The sequence below is a fragment of the Streptomyces flavusporus genome, from assembly GCF_046267975.1.
Taxonomy (GTDB): Bacteria; Actinomycetota; Actinomycetes; order Streptomycetales; family Streptomycetaceae; genus Streptomyces; species Streptomyces flavusporus.
Genome location: NZ_CP176503.1, coordinates 2566672 through 2582622 on the forward strand (window position 1 = coordinate 2566672; position 15951 = coordinate 2582622).

Here is a 15951-nt window from a genome sequence, read left to right on the forward strand (position 1 = left end):
CTATTCCGGGATGATCACTTCGCGCGGGGCGGACGCGCCGCTCGCGCCGGCCGTCGACTCCATGGGGGCGAGGTAGCGCATCTCCTCGGGAGCCTCGTCGAGCAGCCATGCGGACATGGCCTTCAGCTCCGGAATGCCCGGGAACATGAACCGGCGGTTCTTGTCCTCGATGCCGATGCCGCGCAGGATGCCGGGCGAGTTCTCGATGGCCGCCATGAGCCGTCGGCCGGCGACGGCGGCGGGGAGTTCACCCCGGTCGACGGCGTCGCACAGGGTGACCATCTGATCGAAGACCGCCTTGTACTCGGGCTGGTCGGGAAGCAGCAGGCCCGGGTAGGGCACGTCCTCCATCTCCCGGAAGACACGGTCGTCCCGCGTCTTGCGGTAGCGCTCGATGAACCGGTCGAAGCGGAGGTTGATCGGCACCTCGGCGGCCGCCCACACGCGGTAGACCGCGTTCCACAGCTCGTAGTCGGAGAACGCGATGAACGAAGCGTTGACCAGCTGGTCGTTGTAGCGGATGAGACCCTTCTGCAGGGTGTCGACGTAGCGGAACCGCTCCACGTCGAAGTCGTCCTCGCGCAGGGCGTCCAGCAGACGCCAGGCGAAGGAGTTGATGATCTCCGTGGTGTTGGTCAGGCCGCGCGAGTAGAGCGGGTCGAGGAAGCCCGCGGCGTGCGACATGAGGCACCAGCGGTGCCCGACGGTTTCCTTCGAGGTGTACTGCAGCCGGCCGGTCGAGACCCAGGGGCGGACCGTCACCGCGTCGGCGAAGATCCGCTCGACCGCGGGGAACCGCTTGACGAAGGTGCGGAACTCGTCCTCGGGGGTCACCCCCTCCTGCTTCGGATAGAGCCGCTCGTCGTAGGTCAGGCCGACGCTCACCAGCGGGTTCTTCGACCTGGGCTCGTTGTTGAACGGGATGGACCAGATCCAGCCCCGCTCGAACATGTGGTGCATGGTGCCCTGCACCCAGGGGATCGGCGGCAGGTCCTCCGGCTCCATCCGCAGGACGTCGTCGGTCGGCTTCACCCCGATCATGTGCGTGAACAGGGACCGCGAGTGGTGCTTGAGGGCGTCCGGTCCCTCCCGCAGCCCGAGCTTGTCGGCCACCGGCGAGCGGAAGCCGCTGCCGTCCACGAGGTAGCGGGCGGTGAAGCGCTCCCCCGCCGCGTCGGCCACGGCGACCTGGTCCTCGCCCAGCTCCAGGTCGGCGACCCGGAAGCCCTGTCGTACGGCACAGCCGTACTTGATCGCGGTGTGGAAGAGGAAGGCGTCGGTGTCCTGCCGGAACAGGTGCCCGGTCTGCAGCGCCTTGGAGGGCGGGCTGAACTGGTTGACCTCCAGGGGGTCGGGCTCCTCGCCCTCCTTGTGCAGCATGAAGCCGAAGTGCTTCTTGACCCCGGACGTCGGGCCGATGTTGTGCAGGCCCCCTTCGTACGACGTCAGGTACTCCAGCTCCGGAATGCCGTAGCGCTCGGCGAGCTGCCGGTACCCCTTCAGGGTGTACAGAGTCGTGGACTCCCCCACGGCGAACTTCGGATGCACCGCGGCGTCGATGAGCAGCACCCGGACGTCCTGGCGCGCCAGGATGGCGCCGAGGACCGTGCCGGCGCTGCCCGCGCCCAGGATGATGACGTCGTAGTCGTACTCGACCGCGCCGGATCGCGTCATGTCGGTCTCCTCTTCCTCACTTGCCGTCAGCGGCCGGGGCGGTGATCTGCGCGACGACTTCGCCGGTGTCGAAGACATTCCAGTCCCGCACGACCTTGCCGTCGCGGATCTCCCAGATGACGATCCCGGAGACCTTGATCCACCGTCCCGAGGCGGGAACCCCCCGGTACACACCGGTGTGCCGGGCGGTCGTGGTGTAGTGCGTCACGACATGGCTGCCGTCCGTCAGGACCAGGTCCAAGGTGACGCCGATGTCGGAGAACGCGCTGTGCACCGCACGCACGCTCCGGCGGGGCCCGTCCGGGCCGACCTTCCTGCCGTTCAGTACGAAGTCGTCCGCGAAGACCTCCCCGGCGACGCTCACATCGCCCTCGGCCCAGCCCTTGGCGAACCAGAACTCGGCGAGCCGCGCGTGCTCCGGTGCCGCGGTGGCGCCGGTCACTTCTTGGTCCCGGAAACGACGACGAAGGTGCCGAGCATCAGGAAGGTGCCCTGGGCGTCACGGCGCTGGATCTCCTCGCCCCAGCCCAGGGCCCGGGTCTCCTCGGCGATGCCCTGCGCGGCGGCGGCCGCGGCGGCCTTGCCCACCCAGGTCAGGGCGTCGGCGGCGGCCAGGCTGGTCAGCGCCACGGGCAGGAGCTTGACGGTGACGTCGACGGCGCCCGCCTCGATGAGCAGCCTGCGCAGCTGGCGCGCCACCCAGGCGTTGGGCACATGCTCGCCCCACCAGGTCATGATCCGCCGGGTCAGGTCACGGTCCGTCAGGTCCGGTGCCCACAGTCCGTGGTCGGGGTCGGTGATCAGCACCTGCCCGCCGGGCTTGACCACCCGGAGCATCTCGGCGACGGCCGCCGCGGGGTCGGGCACGTGCTCGATGACGCGCTCCGCGCGAGCGGCGTCGAAGGTGTCGGCGGCGAACGGCAGCGAACCCGCCTCGCCGTGCAGGAACTCGACCTCGGCGGCCCCGGGGCCGGCCGGCGTCGCCTGCGCGATCAGCTGCTCGCTGGAGTCGATCCCCACGACCCTGCCGCCGGGGCCGACCCGCCGCGCGATCGCCCGCACATCGGCGCCGGTGCCGCAGCCGACGTCCAGGACATGGCTGCCGGTGGTCACGCGCAGCATGTCGTCGAGTTCCCTCTTGACGGACGCCAGCACGATCGCGGCCTGGTCGAGGAACTTCTTCGCGTCGTCAGCCTCACGCCATACGTCGGCCGGCTTGACCTGGCCCGTTCCGGTAGTCATCGATCGGCTCCCAGTGATGAGTCGTGAATTCACCCGCCGGACGGGCGGGATCTGCCGGACGTCACCGTCCGCGCAAGATCACGGGACCGATGACGCTTCGACGGTACGGACGGCCGATAAAGCACCGCGAAAGCACGGTGACGGCCTGCCGTGAATCGCCGGGCGACCAGCCGGTTTCACACGGTTTTCACCACGCGTTCAGGACGGTCGCGGCCACGTCCCGCACCATGTGGTCGAGATAGAAGTGCCCGCCCTCGAAGACGCGCAGCTCGCCCTTGGCCGTGGTGTGGGCCCGCCATGCCGCGGAGTCCCGGAGCGAGACGATCGGATCGTGCGTGCCGACCAGCGCGGTTATCGGGCAGGTCACCCGCGCGTCCGGAGCCGGCCGGTACTTCTCCACCGCCCGGTAATCGGCCCGCACGGCGGGCAGTGACATCGCGCGGATCTGCGCCGCGGACAGGCGGGCGGGATCGGTGCCGCCGAGTCTGCACAATTCGGCGACGAGTGCATCGTCATCACCGAAATGCGCCGTCGGCTGTCTGAAAACCGACGGCGCGGAAACCGCTGATGCGAACAAACGCCTGGGACCGGGAGCGGAAACCTGCTGGAAACGCAGGGCCACCTCGAAGGCGACGAGGGCACCGAGACTGTGCCCGAAGAACACGAAGGGCCCCTCCACCGCAGGTCGCAGGGCCTCGAACGCCGCATCGGCGAGCTCCACGATGCTTTCCAACGGCGGTTCCGCACGCCGCTCTTGACGTCCGGGATACTGAACCGCGAGGGTCTCGGCATGCGGGGCGAGCTCGATCGCCAGGGGGCGGAAGTAACTGGCGGACCCGCCCGCGTGCGGAAAGCACACCACGCGGACCGAGCTGTCCGGGGCCGCGACCAGCCGCCGTATCCAAGGTGTTTCTGTGTGCGTCAGCATCGCAACGCCCTCCAGCACATGAGGCGGCAGCCGCCTCTTTCATCGGATGCAGTGCCGGGCACGAGCGTAGGCAGCACAACAAGTGGGGGAAACAAGGGAATCGCCGGCTTAAACCAGAACTGACAGCGCGCTTAATCTCCTCTTCACCGCACACTCGACAGGACGGGCTTGCGCCCCTGGGCAGCCAGACGGTTTGATTACCGAGTCCTACGACTGTGTGCACTTCCGCATGTCACAAGTGCCGTAATCCACAACACGGGGTATTCGTATGTCCTTACGTCGTTCCCTCCTCTGCCTACGCATAGCAGCATTGCTCCAGTCCGTGCTCCTCATCGCCCAAGTCGCCCTGGCCGGTGGCTTCCTCGGCGGGCATTTCGACATGCTGCAGATGCACGGCGTACTGGCCCGCGGGATCGTGGTGGTGGCCCTGCTGATGGCTGTGGCCGCCTTCCTGGTGCGCCGGGCGGGCGGACCCTCGTCGATCCTCGGCACTTCGGTCGTGCTGCTGCTCGCGCTCATCGGCCAGATGGCGCTCGGCCTGAACCGCAGCGTGGCCGCGCATGTGCTGCTCGGCGTGATCATCGTCGCCGCCGTCGCCGTCCTCTCCCAGCGCGTGATGACCACACCACTGCCGCCCGGAAACCCCTCCGGCACGCCGAAGCGTGAGTCGGAGCTGGTCTCGTGAGGCGCCGCACCTTCCTGGGCACGGGCGGCGCCGTTCTCGGCGTGGGAGCCGTGACGCTGGCGGGATGGCCGCTGCTGCGCTCCTACTTCAGCGAGGGCAAGCCCGGCGAACTGCTGAGCAGCACGGCGAAACTGCCCGAGCCCTACCAGGTCCCCCTGCCCGTACCGCCGGTGCTGGAGCCCGCCTCCACCAGCGGCACCACGGACTCGTACGACATCACCCAGCGCGTGGCCGAGTTGGAGATCCTGCCAGGTCTGCGGACGAAGGCCTGGACGTACGGCGGTACGTTCCCAGGGCCGACCATCGTCTCCCGCTCCGGGCGGCGCACCGTGGTCCGGCACCGCAACGAGCTGGACCAGCCGGTAGTCGTGCACCTGCACGGCGGACACACCCCGGCGGCGAGTGACGGCTATCCGACCTCGCTGATCCTCCCCGCGAACGGCTCCTACGACGCCCATCGTGCGGCCCAGGACATGGCCGGCGGCAAGCACGGCATGTCCATGGACCACGGGACGATGGACCTGGCCGAGGGCGTGCGGAGCTACACCTATCCGCTCAAGCAGCGCGCCGCGACGCTCTGGTACCACGATCACCGCATGGGGTACACCCGGGCGAGCGTGTGGATGGGCCTGGCCGGGTTCCATCTCGTCCACGACGACGAGGAGGAGCGGCTGCCACTGCCGGGCGGCGATCGTGACATTCCACTGATGATCACGGACCGGTCCTTTGCGGAGGACGGATCGTTCCGTTATCCCCTGGTGGATCCGGAGTTCCACACTCCGGGCGTCACCGATGCCTATATGAACGGCGTGCTGGGTGACGTGGTGCTGGTCAACGGTGCGCCCTGGCCGGTGCACGAGGTGGAGCGGCTCCGCTATCGACTGCGGTTCCTCAACGCGTCCAACGCCCGTTTGTACAAACTGGAGTTGGACCCGCAGCCGGAGGGCGGCGACGCCTTCGTCCAGATCGGCAGCGACGGCGGGCTGCTGGCCGGCCCCCGCCGTCACGACTCCCTGGAGATCGCCCCCGCCGAGCGCTTCGACGTCGTCGTCGATTTCTCCCGGTACCGGCCGGGCACCAAGGTGCGCCTGCTGAACCGCTTCGGAGACGGCACGACCGCCGAGGTCATGCGCTTCGACGTGGGGTCGGGGTCGCCCGCGGACGACACGACGGTGCCCGAGAAGCTGAGCGAGGTGGTCTCGCTGGATCCGGGCCGAGCCTCGGTCACCCGGGACTTCCACTTCCGCGGCTCGGCCGAGGGCTGGACCATCAACGACCTGGAGTACCAGCCCGGTCGGGCGCTGGCCCGGCCCAAGCTGGGACAGACCGAAGTGTGGCGGTTCACCACGAACTTCCACCACCCGATCCATCTCCACCTGGACCACTTCCAGGTGGTCTCGCGCAACAACCGGGATCCCGGAGCGTTCGACCACGGCTGGAAGGACACCGTGGACCTGCGTCCGGCCGAGGCCGTCGAAGTGGTCGTCCGCTTCACGGACTACGCGGGCCCCTTCATGCTCCACTGCCACAACCTGGAGCACGAGGACATGGCCATGATGGGTGACTTCATCACCGAGTAGGGCCCCGCCGAGCGGCCGGCTGCCTCCCCGTCGGGGGGAGACAGCCGGCCCTTTTTCGTCTGCTTGACGGCCGCTTCATCCGACTCCCCTGAGATGGGTGGGGACAGCGGTGAGCGGACCCGGCGGAGTGAGGCGAACGCATGACAGCAGCACCGGCCCACTCGGCCCCTACGGCTCATTCCGTCGTGACGTTGGCGAGGATCTTCTCCAGTAGCCGGCTCAGCTGCGCGATCTCGCTGTCGCTGATTCCCTCCAGCATCCGCTCATGGCTGCGCAGGGCGATGGACTCGATCTTCGAGTACATCGCGTCGCCCTCCGGGGTGAGCTCGACCGTGACCGCCCTGCGGTCGGCACCGCTCCGCGTCCGCAGCACGATTCCCCGGCGCTCCATCGTCTCCAGATGGCGTGTGAGCGTCGGTCCCTCGATGCTCAGGTACTCGGCGAGTCTGCGCTGGATCATCGGCCCCTCGAGCTTCAAGGTGGCCAGCACGGTCCAGGTGGCGAAGGTGACGCCGGATCTGCCGAGCTCCGCCTCGAAGAACGCGCGCGACTCCTTCGCGACCAGTCGTAGTTTGGGGGCGATGCTGCTACGCAGCCACATCGGACCGGCGTCCGCCCCATTCGTGTCGTGCCGCGGCACCCGCGCCTCCGCTCGTCCCTTGCTCACCGTGAGTATCCCCCGCCGTCCTTCCGGCGAGCAAAAGCAGGTTGACCATGAATCAATTAATTCGTTAGGGTACTAACTATTTTGCGGACCGGCAACCAGCGGGAGCCAACGTGAGTGAGTTACGTACCGAAGCCGCTGCCCCCTCAGCCCCGGCCGGGACCGAACCACCGTCGCGACGCGCATGGCTCGGCCTCGCCGTCATCCTCCTGGCCGCCTTCATGGAACTGCTGGACGTCACCGTGGTCACGGTGGCATCGCCGGAGATCCAGGGCTCCTTCCACACCAGCTACGCCCAGGTGCAGTGGATCCTGGCGGGCTATCAACTGACCTTCGCCGCGGGCCTGGTGGCCGGCGGACGACTCGGCGACATCTACGGCTGTCGACGCGTCTTCGTCTACGGCGTGCTGGCGTTCACCGGCGCGTCACTGCTGTGCGGCATCGCCTCCAGCGGCCCGCAGATCGTGCTGTTCCGGCTGCTCCAGGGGCTCGCCGCGGCCCTGATGTTCCCGCAGGTCCAGGCGCTTGTCCACGTCACCTTCACCGGCAGGTACCGCGCCGCCGCGTTCGGTGCGCTGGGCGGCGTGACCGGACTCGCCGGCATCGCCGGGCCACTGATCGGCGGGGCGCTGATCGAACTGGACCTGTTCGGCACCGGCTGGCGGATGATCTTCCTGATCAACGTGCCCATCGGGGTACTCGCCGCGATCGGGGCGAGACTGCTGGTGACCGAATGGCGGTCCGAGCAGCGCCCCCGGCTGGACCTGTGGGGCACCGTCCTGGGCACCCTCGCCGTAACCCTGGTCGTCTTCCCGCTGATCCAGGGGCGGGACGCCGACTGGGCGTGGTGGATCTGGGGTCTGCTCGCCCTCTCCGCACCTGCCGTCCTGCTGTTCCTGCTGCACCAGCGCCGACTCGAACAGCGCGGCGGATGGCCGGTGATCGACCTGGGGCTGTTCCGCGGCGGGTCCTTCGGCACCGGCCTGGTCGTGCAGTTCATGAGCTTCGCGGGAATCTCGGCCTTCTTCCTGGTGCTGGCCGTGGAACTGCAGGCGGGGTACCAGTGGTCAGCGCTCCGAACCGGACTGGCCTTCCTGCCCATCGCGTTCGGCACGGGTCTCGCCTCCGGGATCGCCATCCCGCTCATGCCCAGGCTGGGCAAGCGGGTGGTACAGCTCGGGGCCGCCGTGATGATCCTCGGGATGATCGCCCTGATGGCCACGCTCAGCGCCTACCCCACTGACCTGTCCTTCTGGCGGCTGGCACCCGCCGGGCTCGTGGTGGGGTTGGGCCTCGGCGTGATCGTGACCACGGTGAACGACGTCGTGCTGGCCGAGGCGGTCGGCCCCAGCGCCGGATCCGCGGCCGGGGTGAAGGCCATGGTGGGCCAGTCCGGCAACGCGCTCGGGGTCGCCGTACTGGGCGCGATCTTCTTCGGTCTGCTGAGCGGCAACGCCTCAGCCGCCGTCCATGACGGACTGCCCCACTTCCGGGCCGAGTTGAGGCAGCTGTCCGTACCGGTGCAGACCGCGCGAAGCCTGGAGCGCTCCCTGGTCGACTGCTTCACGGCACGGGCCGAGGCCGGGGACCGGACCGAGGCTCCGCCCAGCTGCACCACGCTGACCGACCAGGCACGCCGGACCGGGAAGCCGGCCGTGGGCCGCCTGGTGAACACCACGCTCACCGACACCGCACAGCGGCACTTCGCGGGCTCCATGAAGACCAGCCTCCGCTACGAGCTGGTGGTCTACGCCCTGGTCTTCCTGCTCGTCTTTCTCCTCCCGCTCCGCCGACTGCAGGCGGGCTCCAGGCACTGACCCAGCCGTACACACGAAGGGAACGAACGCCCGATGGACGCAGTTCGACATGAGGACTTCACCGGCAAGGCCGCACTGGTGACCGGAGGCAGCAGCGGGATCGGCTCCGCCACCGCGCTGTTGCTCGCCCGGCACGGCGCCGGTGTGGTGGTGAACTACCGCGCCGACGAGGAGGCGGCCCGCGCCGTGGTCGACGAGATCAGGGCCCAGGGCGGCACGGCGGTGGCGCTGCAGGCTGACGTCACCGTCGCCGAGGAGGTGGACCGCATGGTCGCGCGGGCCGCGGAGGAGGTGGGGCCGATCGACATCCTGATCGCCAACGCGGCCGGGGTCGACGGGCGGACCGCTCGGCCCGGGCCGATGCTCAAGACCCCGCCGGAGCACGCCCTGCACGTGGTGGACGCGCAGCTGAAGGCCTTCCTCAACCCCGTGCACGCGCTGGTGCCGGGCATGGTCGACCGCGGCAACGGCGGCGCGGTGGTCGCCGTGGGAGCGTCATTGTCCCGACGCTCCCCGGAGGGGTTCGGGGCGCTCTCCATGTCCAAGTCGGCACTGGAGGCCGCGGTCCGCACGCTCGCCCGTGAGGTGGGGCCGGCCGGAGTGCGGGTCAACATGGTGGCGCCCGGGCTGATCATCAGCGGCCTGTCGTCGAGCGTGCCGGAGGCCGTGCGGACGGCCAACGCCGAGCGGACGGCCGTCAAGCGGAACGGTGTGCCGTCCGACGTCGCGGAGTCGATCCTCTTCCTCGCCTCCGAGCGCTCCTCGTACCTCGCCGGCAGCTACCTCCTGGTGGACGGGGGCACCGCGATGCTCTGACCGGCGGGCCGGCGCCCAGCCGCCTCCGACGCATGCTGCGGCTCAAGGCATATGCCTTGAGCCGCAGCCATGTCCACCCCCGCCGCGCCCCGGCATTCCGCAGCTTATTCATCCCGCGGTTGGATATGCCCTCGACGTGATCGTGATAGTTTCGGTCTCACGGAAAAGCGCAGACCTAATCACCGCACCTCGAGCATAAATCTACCCCAGCACGGGGACCAGACTCCGTCCGGCCGCTCCGGTGCAATTCGCCCTCTTGATGTAACACAGGAGGAACAGCGTGATGGTAGGCCAGGCAACCGACGGCGATAAAGACGTCGCCAACATCATCGATCAGCGTGAGTTGCGTGCCATATTCGGGCGCTTCACGACCGGCGTGACGGTCATCACCGCAAACTACTCCGGGGAGCTCTTCGGAGTGACCGTGAACTCCTTCACGTCGCTCTCCCTCGATCCCCCACTCGCCCTCTTCTGCCTGCACAGCAGGTCCTCGTTCCGTGCCGCGCTCGGCGTCGGATCCTCGTTCACCGTGAACATCCTGTCCGAGGAGCAGCGGGACATCGCCGCTCTCTTCGCCTCCGGCGTCGATCGGTTCCTCAAGGTCAACTCGGTGCCCGGCCGGGGCGGGAGCCCGGTGCTCACCAACTCGCTGGCCTATGCGACCTGCGAAGTGGAACAGGAGGTTCCAGGTGGTGACCACGTGATCGTGATCGGCCGCGTGATCGACATCGGACTGCTGCGCCGCGAAGGCAAGCCGCTGGCCTTCTTCGCCGGCGCAATGCACAAAATAAATACGTACCAGTGATCAGCCGAACACGGGGGTAATTGAATCATGCGATTCAAGCTGTTGGGGCAATTGCAGGTGCACGACGGGGACCGCATTCTGACGCCTCGGGCACATAAACTGCGCGTACTACTGGCCACCCTTCTGGTGAATCACCGCCAAGTTCTCTCGATCGAGTCCCTCATCGATGAGCTGTGGCCGCAGGGCCCTCCTCGGACCGCACTGCAGGCACTGCGGGTCTACATTTCGCAGCTTCGGAAGATGCTGCACGACAGCAGTGCGAACGGCCGAATCTGCCTGATCGGCGAACCGCCCGGCTACTGTCTCTCCATTGATGAGGGAATGCTTGATGTCGTCGAATTCGACCGGCATCACGAACTCGCCACAACAGCTCTGGAAGCGCACGACGAGGAGGCCGCATTACGCCATTTCGCGGCGGCCGCGAACCTCTGGCGCAGCGCGCCTCTCGCCGGCCTGCGCGAGGGAATGCTCCTGCAGAGCGCCGCGTCCCGGCTCGAGGAGTCCTGGATGGCGGTCGAGGAGGGACGCATCACCCTGGAGGTGCGCCTGGGCAGGCGCCGCGGCGAGGCCATCGCCCGGCTGCGCGAACTGATCGCCAGGAATCCCTACAACGAACGCCTGCACGGGCTGCTCATGATCGCGCTCTTCCTGTCGGGTCGTAGCGGCGAGGCATTGCAGGTCTACCGAAACATGAGACGACGTCTCGTGGACGAGCTCGGCATCGAGCCGGGCGACGAACTCCGTCTGGTCCACCAGATCGTTCTGGACTCGGACCGGGCGGCGCTGGAGCACGCCGGTATGTGGACCGCCTGAATCGCGAACCGAAAGGACAACGAGATGAGCACGCACACGAGCACCCCGAACCAGCCGGGCGCGACGGCCGGGGGAGTCGACGGGCCCCTCGACGACGCCTTCGACATCATGCTCGTCGGCTGGTCGTTCATGCGCAGCAAGCTCCTGCTGACCGCGATGGAGCTGGGCCTGTTCGAAGCGCTCAGCAAGGAATCCGGTACCGCCGAGCAGATAACCGGCCGGCTGGGCCTGCACCAGCGCGGAGTGCCCGACTTCCTCGACGCCCTGGTCGCCCTGGGGGTGCTGGCCCGTGACGAGGCGGGCGTCTACCGCAACAGCCCCGCCGCGGGCCGGCACCTGATCCCCGGTCAGCAGGGTTACGTCGGCGGCTTCCTGCAGATGACCACGGACTTCATGGGCGCGGGCTGGGAGAGCCTGGCGGACATGCTGCGCTCGGGCGACGCCCACGGGCAGGACGCCAACAAGGTGCCGTTCGCCCAGATCTTCCGTGACCCGCAGCGGCTGCGGCAGTTCCTGTCGGCCATGGACAGCCTCAACGGCGCGATCGGCCCGGAACTCGCCCGGCAGTACGACTGGTCGCAGCACAAGTCCTTCGTGGACGTCGGCGGCGCCCGCGGCAACCTGGCGTGCACCCTGCTGCTGGCCCACCCGCACCTCACCGGCGGGGTGTTCGACCGCCCTGTCATGAAGCCGTTCCTCGAGGAACTGGCGCAGGAGCGCGGTGTGCCGGACCGGGTCGGCTTCCACGGAGGCGACTTCTACGTCAACGACATCCCGTCCGCCGACGTGGTGGTCTTCGGCAACGTACTGCACGACTGCCCGGTCGAGGCCCGCAAGAGCCTGATCGCCCAGGCCGCCGAGCGGGTCCCCGCGGGTGGCGCGGTCATCGTCTACGACCCGATGATCGACGACGCCCGCACGGACGCCGACACCCTTCTGATGAGCCTGACCATGATGCTCCAGTCCCCGGCCGGCAACGAGTACACGGCGGCCGAGTGCCGCAGCTGGATGGAGGAGGCCGGCCTCGACGTCGAGTCCGTCTTCCGGCTGCCCGCGCACGCGACGGCCGTGGTCGGCCGCAAGCGCGCCTGACCTCGACCGAAGTCCCGGCGGCGGCCGGCCGGATCATCCGGCCGGCCGCCGTCGCCCATGAGCAGCCGATGAGGAAACGGAGTGCACAGGACATGGCCACGAACGCCAAGAAAGCCCAGAACGCCCAGAACGCCCAGAACGCCAAGACCTCCAAGAGCTACGTCGACCTCACGATCATGCTGGTCAGCCATGACGCCTTCCGCCGTGACATCCGGCGGCTGGAGAAGGCCGCGGCCGGCCGGGCACAGTCCGGGCCGCTCGAGCGCAAGCGCGTCGAGACGGGCTGGGAGATCTTCAAGACCCAGCTGCACATCCACCACGAGGGCGAGGACCGGGACCTGTGGCCCCGGATGGCCAAGGGCCTCGCCCACCGCCCGGACACCCTCGCCACGCTGGCGGAGCTGGAGGCGGAGCACCAGCGGATCGACCCGCTGATCGCCCGTGTGGACGCCGCGTTCGCGGATCCGGAGGCGGACTCCGCCGCGCTCGAGCAGGCGGTCGGTGAGTTCGGCGACTGCCTGGTCTCGCATCTGGAGCATGAGGAGCAGGAGGGTCTCCCGTACGTCCAGGAGGCGCTCTCGAAAAAGGAGTGGAAGGCCTTCACCGCCGACCAGCGCGAGAGCCTCGGGCTCACCGGAGCGGCCGAATTCTTCCCCTGGCTGCTGGACGAGGCCACACCCGAGAACGTCCGAAGGATCAACTCCTTCATGCCGATGCCGATGCGCACGGCTCTGAAAACCCTCTGGTTGCCCGCGTACCAGGCGCGGGACTCGTGGATCGGCTGAGCGGGCCGACCTGCTCTTCGTGCCTGCTCCGGCGGCATCGGTGCCGCGGTGTTATGGCGGCTTAATTGCGATGTGCCACCGTACTCGTGACCTCACGGGTCACGCGAACGCAGCGGAAGGGTCCGGAACAACGGTGCCACGGCCGGACCCTGCCCCGCCGCCGGTACGGTCCCGGCCCGTTCGCGCTGGCCCCCGAGGGGACCGGTCCGTACGAACGGGAGGGTTGTCCCATGGAGAACGGCATGTTCGCCGACAACGGCTTCAAGCTGGGCTTGTTCGCACCCAACGCGTCATCCGGCCTGGCCATCACCACGATCCCCGAACGCTGGTCGGGCAACTGGGCGGACAACCGAGCTCTCGCGGTCCTCGCCGACCAGCTGGGGATCGACTTCCTGCTTCCGGTGGGCCGCTGGATCGGCTGGCCCGGCACCACCTTCCACGACAGCGTCCTGGAGACGATCACCTGGGCCGGCGGGATGCTGGCGGTGACCGAGCGCATCTCGGTGTTCGCCACGGTCCACAGCGCGCTGCTGCCGCCCGTCGTCGCGGCCAAGCAGTTGGCCACCGTCGACCGGATCGGTGACGGGCGTGCGGGACTCAACATCGTGGCCGGTTGGTACCAGGCGGAGTACGAGGCGTTCGGCCTCGACCTGCCAGGCTCCCCGGCGCAGCGCTACGCCCACGCCCAGGAGTGGTGGGACGTGGTGCGCACGCTGTGGAGCAGCGAGGAACCGTTCGACCACGACGGCGAGTTCTTCCCCGCCCTGACCGGCCTGCACACGAGTCCCAGACCGGTGGCCGGCAGGCTGCCGGTCATCAACGCCGCGGTGTCGGAGGCCGGGCGCGGTTTCGCCACCCGTAACGCCGACTTCCTGCTGACGGCGGCCTTCGACCCGCAGCGGGGCTCCGCCCTGGTCGACGGCGTCGAGCGGGCGGCCGCGCAGCACGGCGGGCGCCGGGTGACGGTCATGTCCAACGCGTATGTGGTGTGTCGGCCCACCCGGAGCGAGGCGGAAGAGTTCCTCCGGTACTACGCCGAGGAGAACGCCGACTGGCAGGGCGTCGACACGGTGATGAGCGGTCAGGGCATCAACCCGCAGTCGTTCAGCGAGGCGCAGATCCGGATGTTCCGGCCCCGCTTCGCCGCCGGCCACGGCGGACTGCCGTTGGTGGGCACCCCCGACGACATCGCCGCAACGATCGTCTCGTTCGTCCGCGCCGGCCTCGGCGGCCTCGCGCTGTCCTTCGTCGACTACCTGGGCGAACTGGAGTTCTTCACTTCCGAGGTCATCCCGCGGCTGGAGAAGGCGGGCGTCCGCCGACCGGTCGGCGGTTGAGCGCGTCGTCGCATCATCACCTTGCGGTAGCCCTTCGTATGACATCGTGCGGAGTCGTACCGTACGCCTGCGTGTGCGCGTGTCTGGCCACCGCGGCGTTTCACGACTGGACAGGGGGAGTCCATTGGTAGCGGTCATAGTCATGAGTCATGACGCGTCCCGGAGAACCGCTCTGGAGCTGCGCTTCGCGGCCCTCGACGGGTTCAGCGTCCTGCCTCATGGCCGAGGGGAGTTCCAAGCCGCCGACGTGGCCGTGCTGGCGGCAGACCGGGAGAGTCTGAATCTGACCCGCCGGGTCGCGTCCAACCTCGCGGGGGTGTTCGCACCGACGCTGCTCGTGGTGGAGGAACCGTTCGAGGAACTGGCCGGCGTGATGTGGTTCGGTGCCTACGGGCTGATCCTCAGCTCCGCGTCGGACCGCGAACTGGCCGACGCCGCCGTGCTGGTCTCTAACCGGTACATCGTCGTGTCCGAGGAGATCATCGAGGACGAGCGGCTGAGCGAGGGCCGACTGGCGTTCGAATGGACACTGAACAACGACACCCAGTCCGCGCTGGGCGGTCTGTCCCGCCGGGAGCGTGAGGTCCTCACCCTGGTCGGCACCGGCCGCAACAACGCCGAGATCGCGGCCCGGCTGTGGGTGAGCAGCAACACCGTGCGCTCCCACGTCCAGCGCCTGATGCGCAAACTCGGCCTGCGCAGTCGGCTCTGCCTGGTCATCTTCGCCCATGAGCTGGGTCTCGTGGACATGAACGACACCGTCCTGAACGGCGGGGAGGAGGAGCCCGCGGCGCCGGCTCACCGACGCGCCTGAGCACGACACGACCGGGCCCCGGCCGCGCGAACGCGGCCGGGGCCCGGTCGTGTGGAGCGCCGGTTCACACTCGGTACATACGGCGCACCATCGCCTGCAACACAGGGCGCGGCAGGGCGCCGAGGAAGAACGGCTGCGAACGGTTCATCGCGCCGGGCGTGACGAAGGCCTTGCCCTTGGCGACGGCCCGCAGCGACGGCTCCACGATCTGCTCGGGAGTCATCCAGGCCAGCTTGGGCAGCCCGGCGGTGTCGATACCTGCGGCCTCGTGGAACTCCGTGCGCACCAGACCCGTCCGTACGGTGGTGACGTGCACGCCGCTGCTGCGCGCCTCCAGGTGCAGGCTCTCGCTGAAGGAGCCGAGGAACGCCTTGGACGCCCCGTAGACCGCGGACTTCGGCATCGGCAGCGCCGCGACGATGGACGAGACGTTGAGGATTCCGCCGTGCCGACGCTCGCTCATCCGTCCCAGGACCGCGTGGCTGAGGACCACCGGAGCCAGCAGGTTGACCCGGATCTGGTGGGTCTCGCGCTCCCGCGGCAGATCCCGGAAGTAGCCGGTGGATCCGTAGCCGGCGCAGTTGACCAGCAGGTCGACCGCCCGGCCCGGTTCGCTCACCCGCCCGGCCGCGATCTCCAGGTCGCTCTCGTCGCCCAGGTCGAGCGCGAGCACCTCGGCCGACACCCCGTACTGCTCGGAGAGTCTGGAGGCGAGCTGCTTGAGCCTGGTCTCACGCCGGGCGACGAGCGTCAGATCGGCGCCGCGGCGGGCCAGTTGCTCGGCGAACTCGGCGCCGATGCCGCTCGACGCACCGGTGATGAAGGCGCTTTTGTACGGGTAGGACATCGTCGGTCTCCCTCTGGCCGGACGGGGGTACGGGAACGGGGCGGTGGCAGGG

At 68.7% G+C, this 15951-nt stretch carries 16 protein-coding genes; 10 read left to right on the forward strand and 6 right to left on the reverse strand.

Translation table 11 applies throughout. The features are described 5' to 3' along the window. The 4 genes from ACKTSN_RS12250 to ACKTSN_RS12265 all read right to left on the reverse strand — a co-directional run bounded on the left by ACKTSN_RS12250 (window position 1) and on the right by ACKTSN_RS12265 (window position 3844). Complete coding sequence (locus ACKTSN_RS12250; protein WP_409469155.1) at window positions 1-1674, reverse strand: NAD(P)/FAD-dependent oxidoreductase; 1674 nt, start codon at window positions 1672-1674, stop codon at window positions 1-3. Window positions 1675-1690: 16 nt separating this feature from the next. Continuing rightward, a complete protein-coding gene (locus tag ACKTSN_RS12255; RefSeq protein WP_224736409.1) occupies window positions 1691-2116 on the reverse strand; it encodes an ester cyclase in 426 nt (141 codons plus the stop codon). After that, window positions 2113-2916, reverse strand: coding sequence for a methyltransferase domain-containing protein (locus ACKTSN_RS12260; protein WP_409469156.1), 804 nt, complete (start codon window positions 2914-2916; stop codon window positions 2113-2115). Before ACKTSN_RS12260 ends, ACKTSN_RS12255 begins: the two co-directional genes overlap by 4 nt. A gap of 187 nt (window positions 2917-3103) precedes the next feature. Next, complete coding sequence (locus tag ACKTSN_RS12265; RefSeq protein WP_409469157.1) at window positions 3104-3844, reverse strand: thioesterase II family protein; 741 nt, start codon at window positions 3842-3844, stop codon at window positions 3104-3106. 268 nt (window positions 3845-4112) lie between these two features. Here ACKTSN_RS12265 and ACKTSN_RS12270 point away from each other — a divergent pair, with 268 nt between their 5' ends. Beyond that, the gene (locus ACKTSN_RS12270) at window positions 4113-4529 is read left to right on the forward strand and encodes a hypothetical protein (protein ID WP_409469158.1); all 417 of its coding nucleotides are present in this window, start codon (window positions 4113-4115) and stop codon (window positions 4527-4529) included. Then, the gene (locus ACKTSN_RS12275; RefSeq protein WP_409469159.1) at window positions 4526-6109 is read left to right on the forward strand and encodes a multicopper oxidase family protein; all 1584 of its coding nucleotides are present in this window, start codon (window positions 4526-4528) and stop codon (window positions 6107-6109) included. Before ACKTSN_RS12270 ends, ACKTSN_RS12275 begins: the two co-directional genes overlap by 4 nt. 175 nt (window positions 6110-6284) lie before the next feature. Here the strand turns inward: ACKTSN_RS12275 and ACKTSN_RS12280 are convergent, their stop codons facing one another. Beyond that, window positions 6285-6776 (reverse strand): MarR family winged helix-turn-helix transcriptional regulator, encoded by a 492-nt coding sequence (locus tag ACKTSN_RS12280; protein WP_409469160.1) that lies wholly within the window; start codon window positions 6774-6776, stop codon window positions 6285-6287. A gap of 110 nt (window positions 6777-6886) precedes the next feature. Between ACKTSN_RS12280 and ACKTSN_RS12285 the strand changes: the two genes are divergently transcribed. The 8 genes from ACKTSN_RS12285 to ACKTSN_RS12320 all read left to right on the forward strand — a co-directional run bounded on the left by ACKTSN_RS12285 (window position 6887) and on the right by ACKTSN_RS12320 (window position 15052). After that, on the forward strand, window positions 6887-8590 hold the full coding sequence (locus ACKTSN_RS12285; RefSeq protein WP_409469161.1) for an MFS transporter: 1704 nt from the start codon (window positions 6887-6889) through the stop codon (window positions 8588-8590). A 33-nt stretch (window positions 8591-8623) separates the two neighbouring features. Next, window positions 8624-9406, forward strand: a complete 783-nt coding sequence (locus tag ACKTSN_RS12290) for an SDR family NAD(P)-dependent oxidoreductase (RefSeq protein WP_409469162.1) — start codon at window positions 8624-8626, stop codon at window positions 9404-9406. Window positions 9407-9689: 283 nt separating this feature from the next. After that, window positions 9690-10211 carry a flavin reductase family protein gene (locus ACKTSN_RS12295; protein ID WP_409474807.1) on the forward strand — a complete coding sequence of 174 codons (522 nt, stop codon included), beginning with the start codon at window positions 9690-9692 and terminating at the stop codon, window positions 10209-10211. A gap of 27 nt (window positions 10212-10238) precedes the next feature. Further along, the gene (locus tag ACKTSN_RS12300) at window positions 10239-11024 is read left to right on the forward strand and encodes an AfsR/SARP family transcriptional regulator (RefSeq protein WP_224736400.1); all 786 of its coding nucleotides are present in this window, start codon (window positions 10239-10241) and stop codon (window positions 11022-11024) included. A gap of 24 nt (window positions 11025-11048) precedes the next feature. After that, entirely contained in the window at window positions 11049-12116 is a 1068-nt protein-coding gene (locus ACKTSN_RS12305; RefSeq protein ID WP_409469163.1) for a methyltransferase, read from the forward strand. A gap of 92 nt (window positions 12117-12208) precedes the next feature. Further along, the gene (locus ACKTSN_RS12310) at window positions 12209-12901 is read left to right on the forward strand and encodes a hemerythrin domain-containing protein (RefSeq protein ID WP_409469164.1); all 693 of its coding nucleotides are present in this window, start codon (window positions 12209-12211) and stop codon (window positions 12899-12901) included. A 230-nt stretch (window positions 12902-13131) separates the two neighbouring features. Next, the gene (locus tag ACKTSN_RS12315; RefSeq protein WP_409469165.1) at window positions 13132-14238 is read left to right on the forward strand and encodes an LLM class flavin-dependent oxidoreductase; all 1107 of its coding nucleotides are present in this window, start codon (window positions 13132-13134) and stop codon (window positions 14236-14238) included. 142 nt (window positions 14239-14380) lie between these two features. After that, window positions 14381-15052 carry a helix-turn-helix transcriptional regulator gene (locus ACKTSN_RS12320; RefSeq protein ID WP_409469166.1) on the forward strand — a complete coding sequence of 224 codons (672 nt, stop codon included), beginning with the start codon at window positions 14381-14383 and terminating at the stop codon, window positions 15050-15052. A 64-nt stretch (window positions 15053-15116) separates the two neighbouring features. Here ACKTSN_RS12320 and ACKTSN_RS12325 read toward each other — a convergent pair whose 3' ends face one another. Then, window positions 15117-15899, reverse strand: a complete 783-nt coding sequence (locus ACKTSN_RS12325) for an SDR family NAD(P)-dependent oxidoreductase (protein ID WP_409469167.1) — start codon at window positions 15897-15899, stop codon at window positions 15117-15119. Between the last annotated feature and the right edge of the window lie 52 nt (window positions 15900-15951).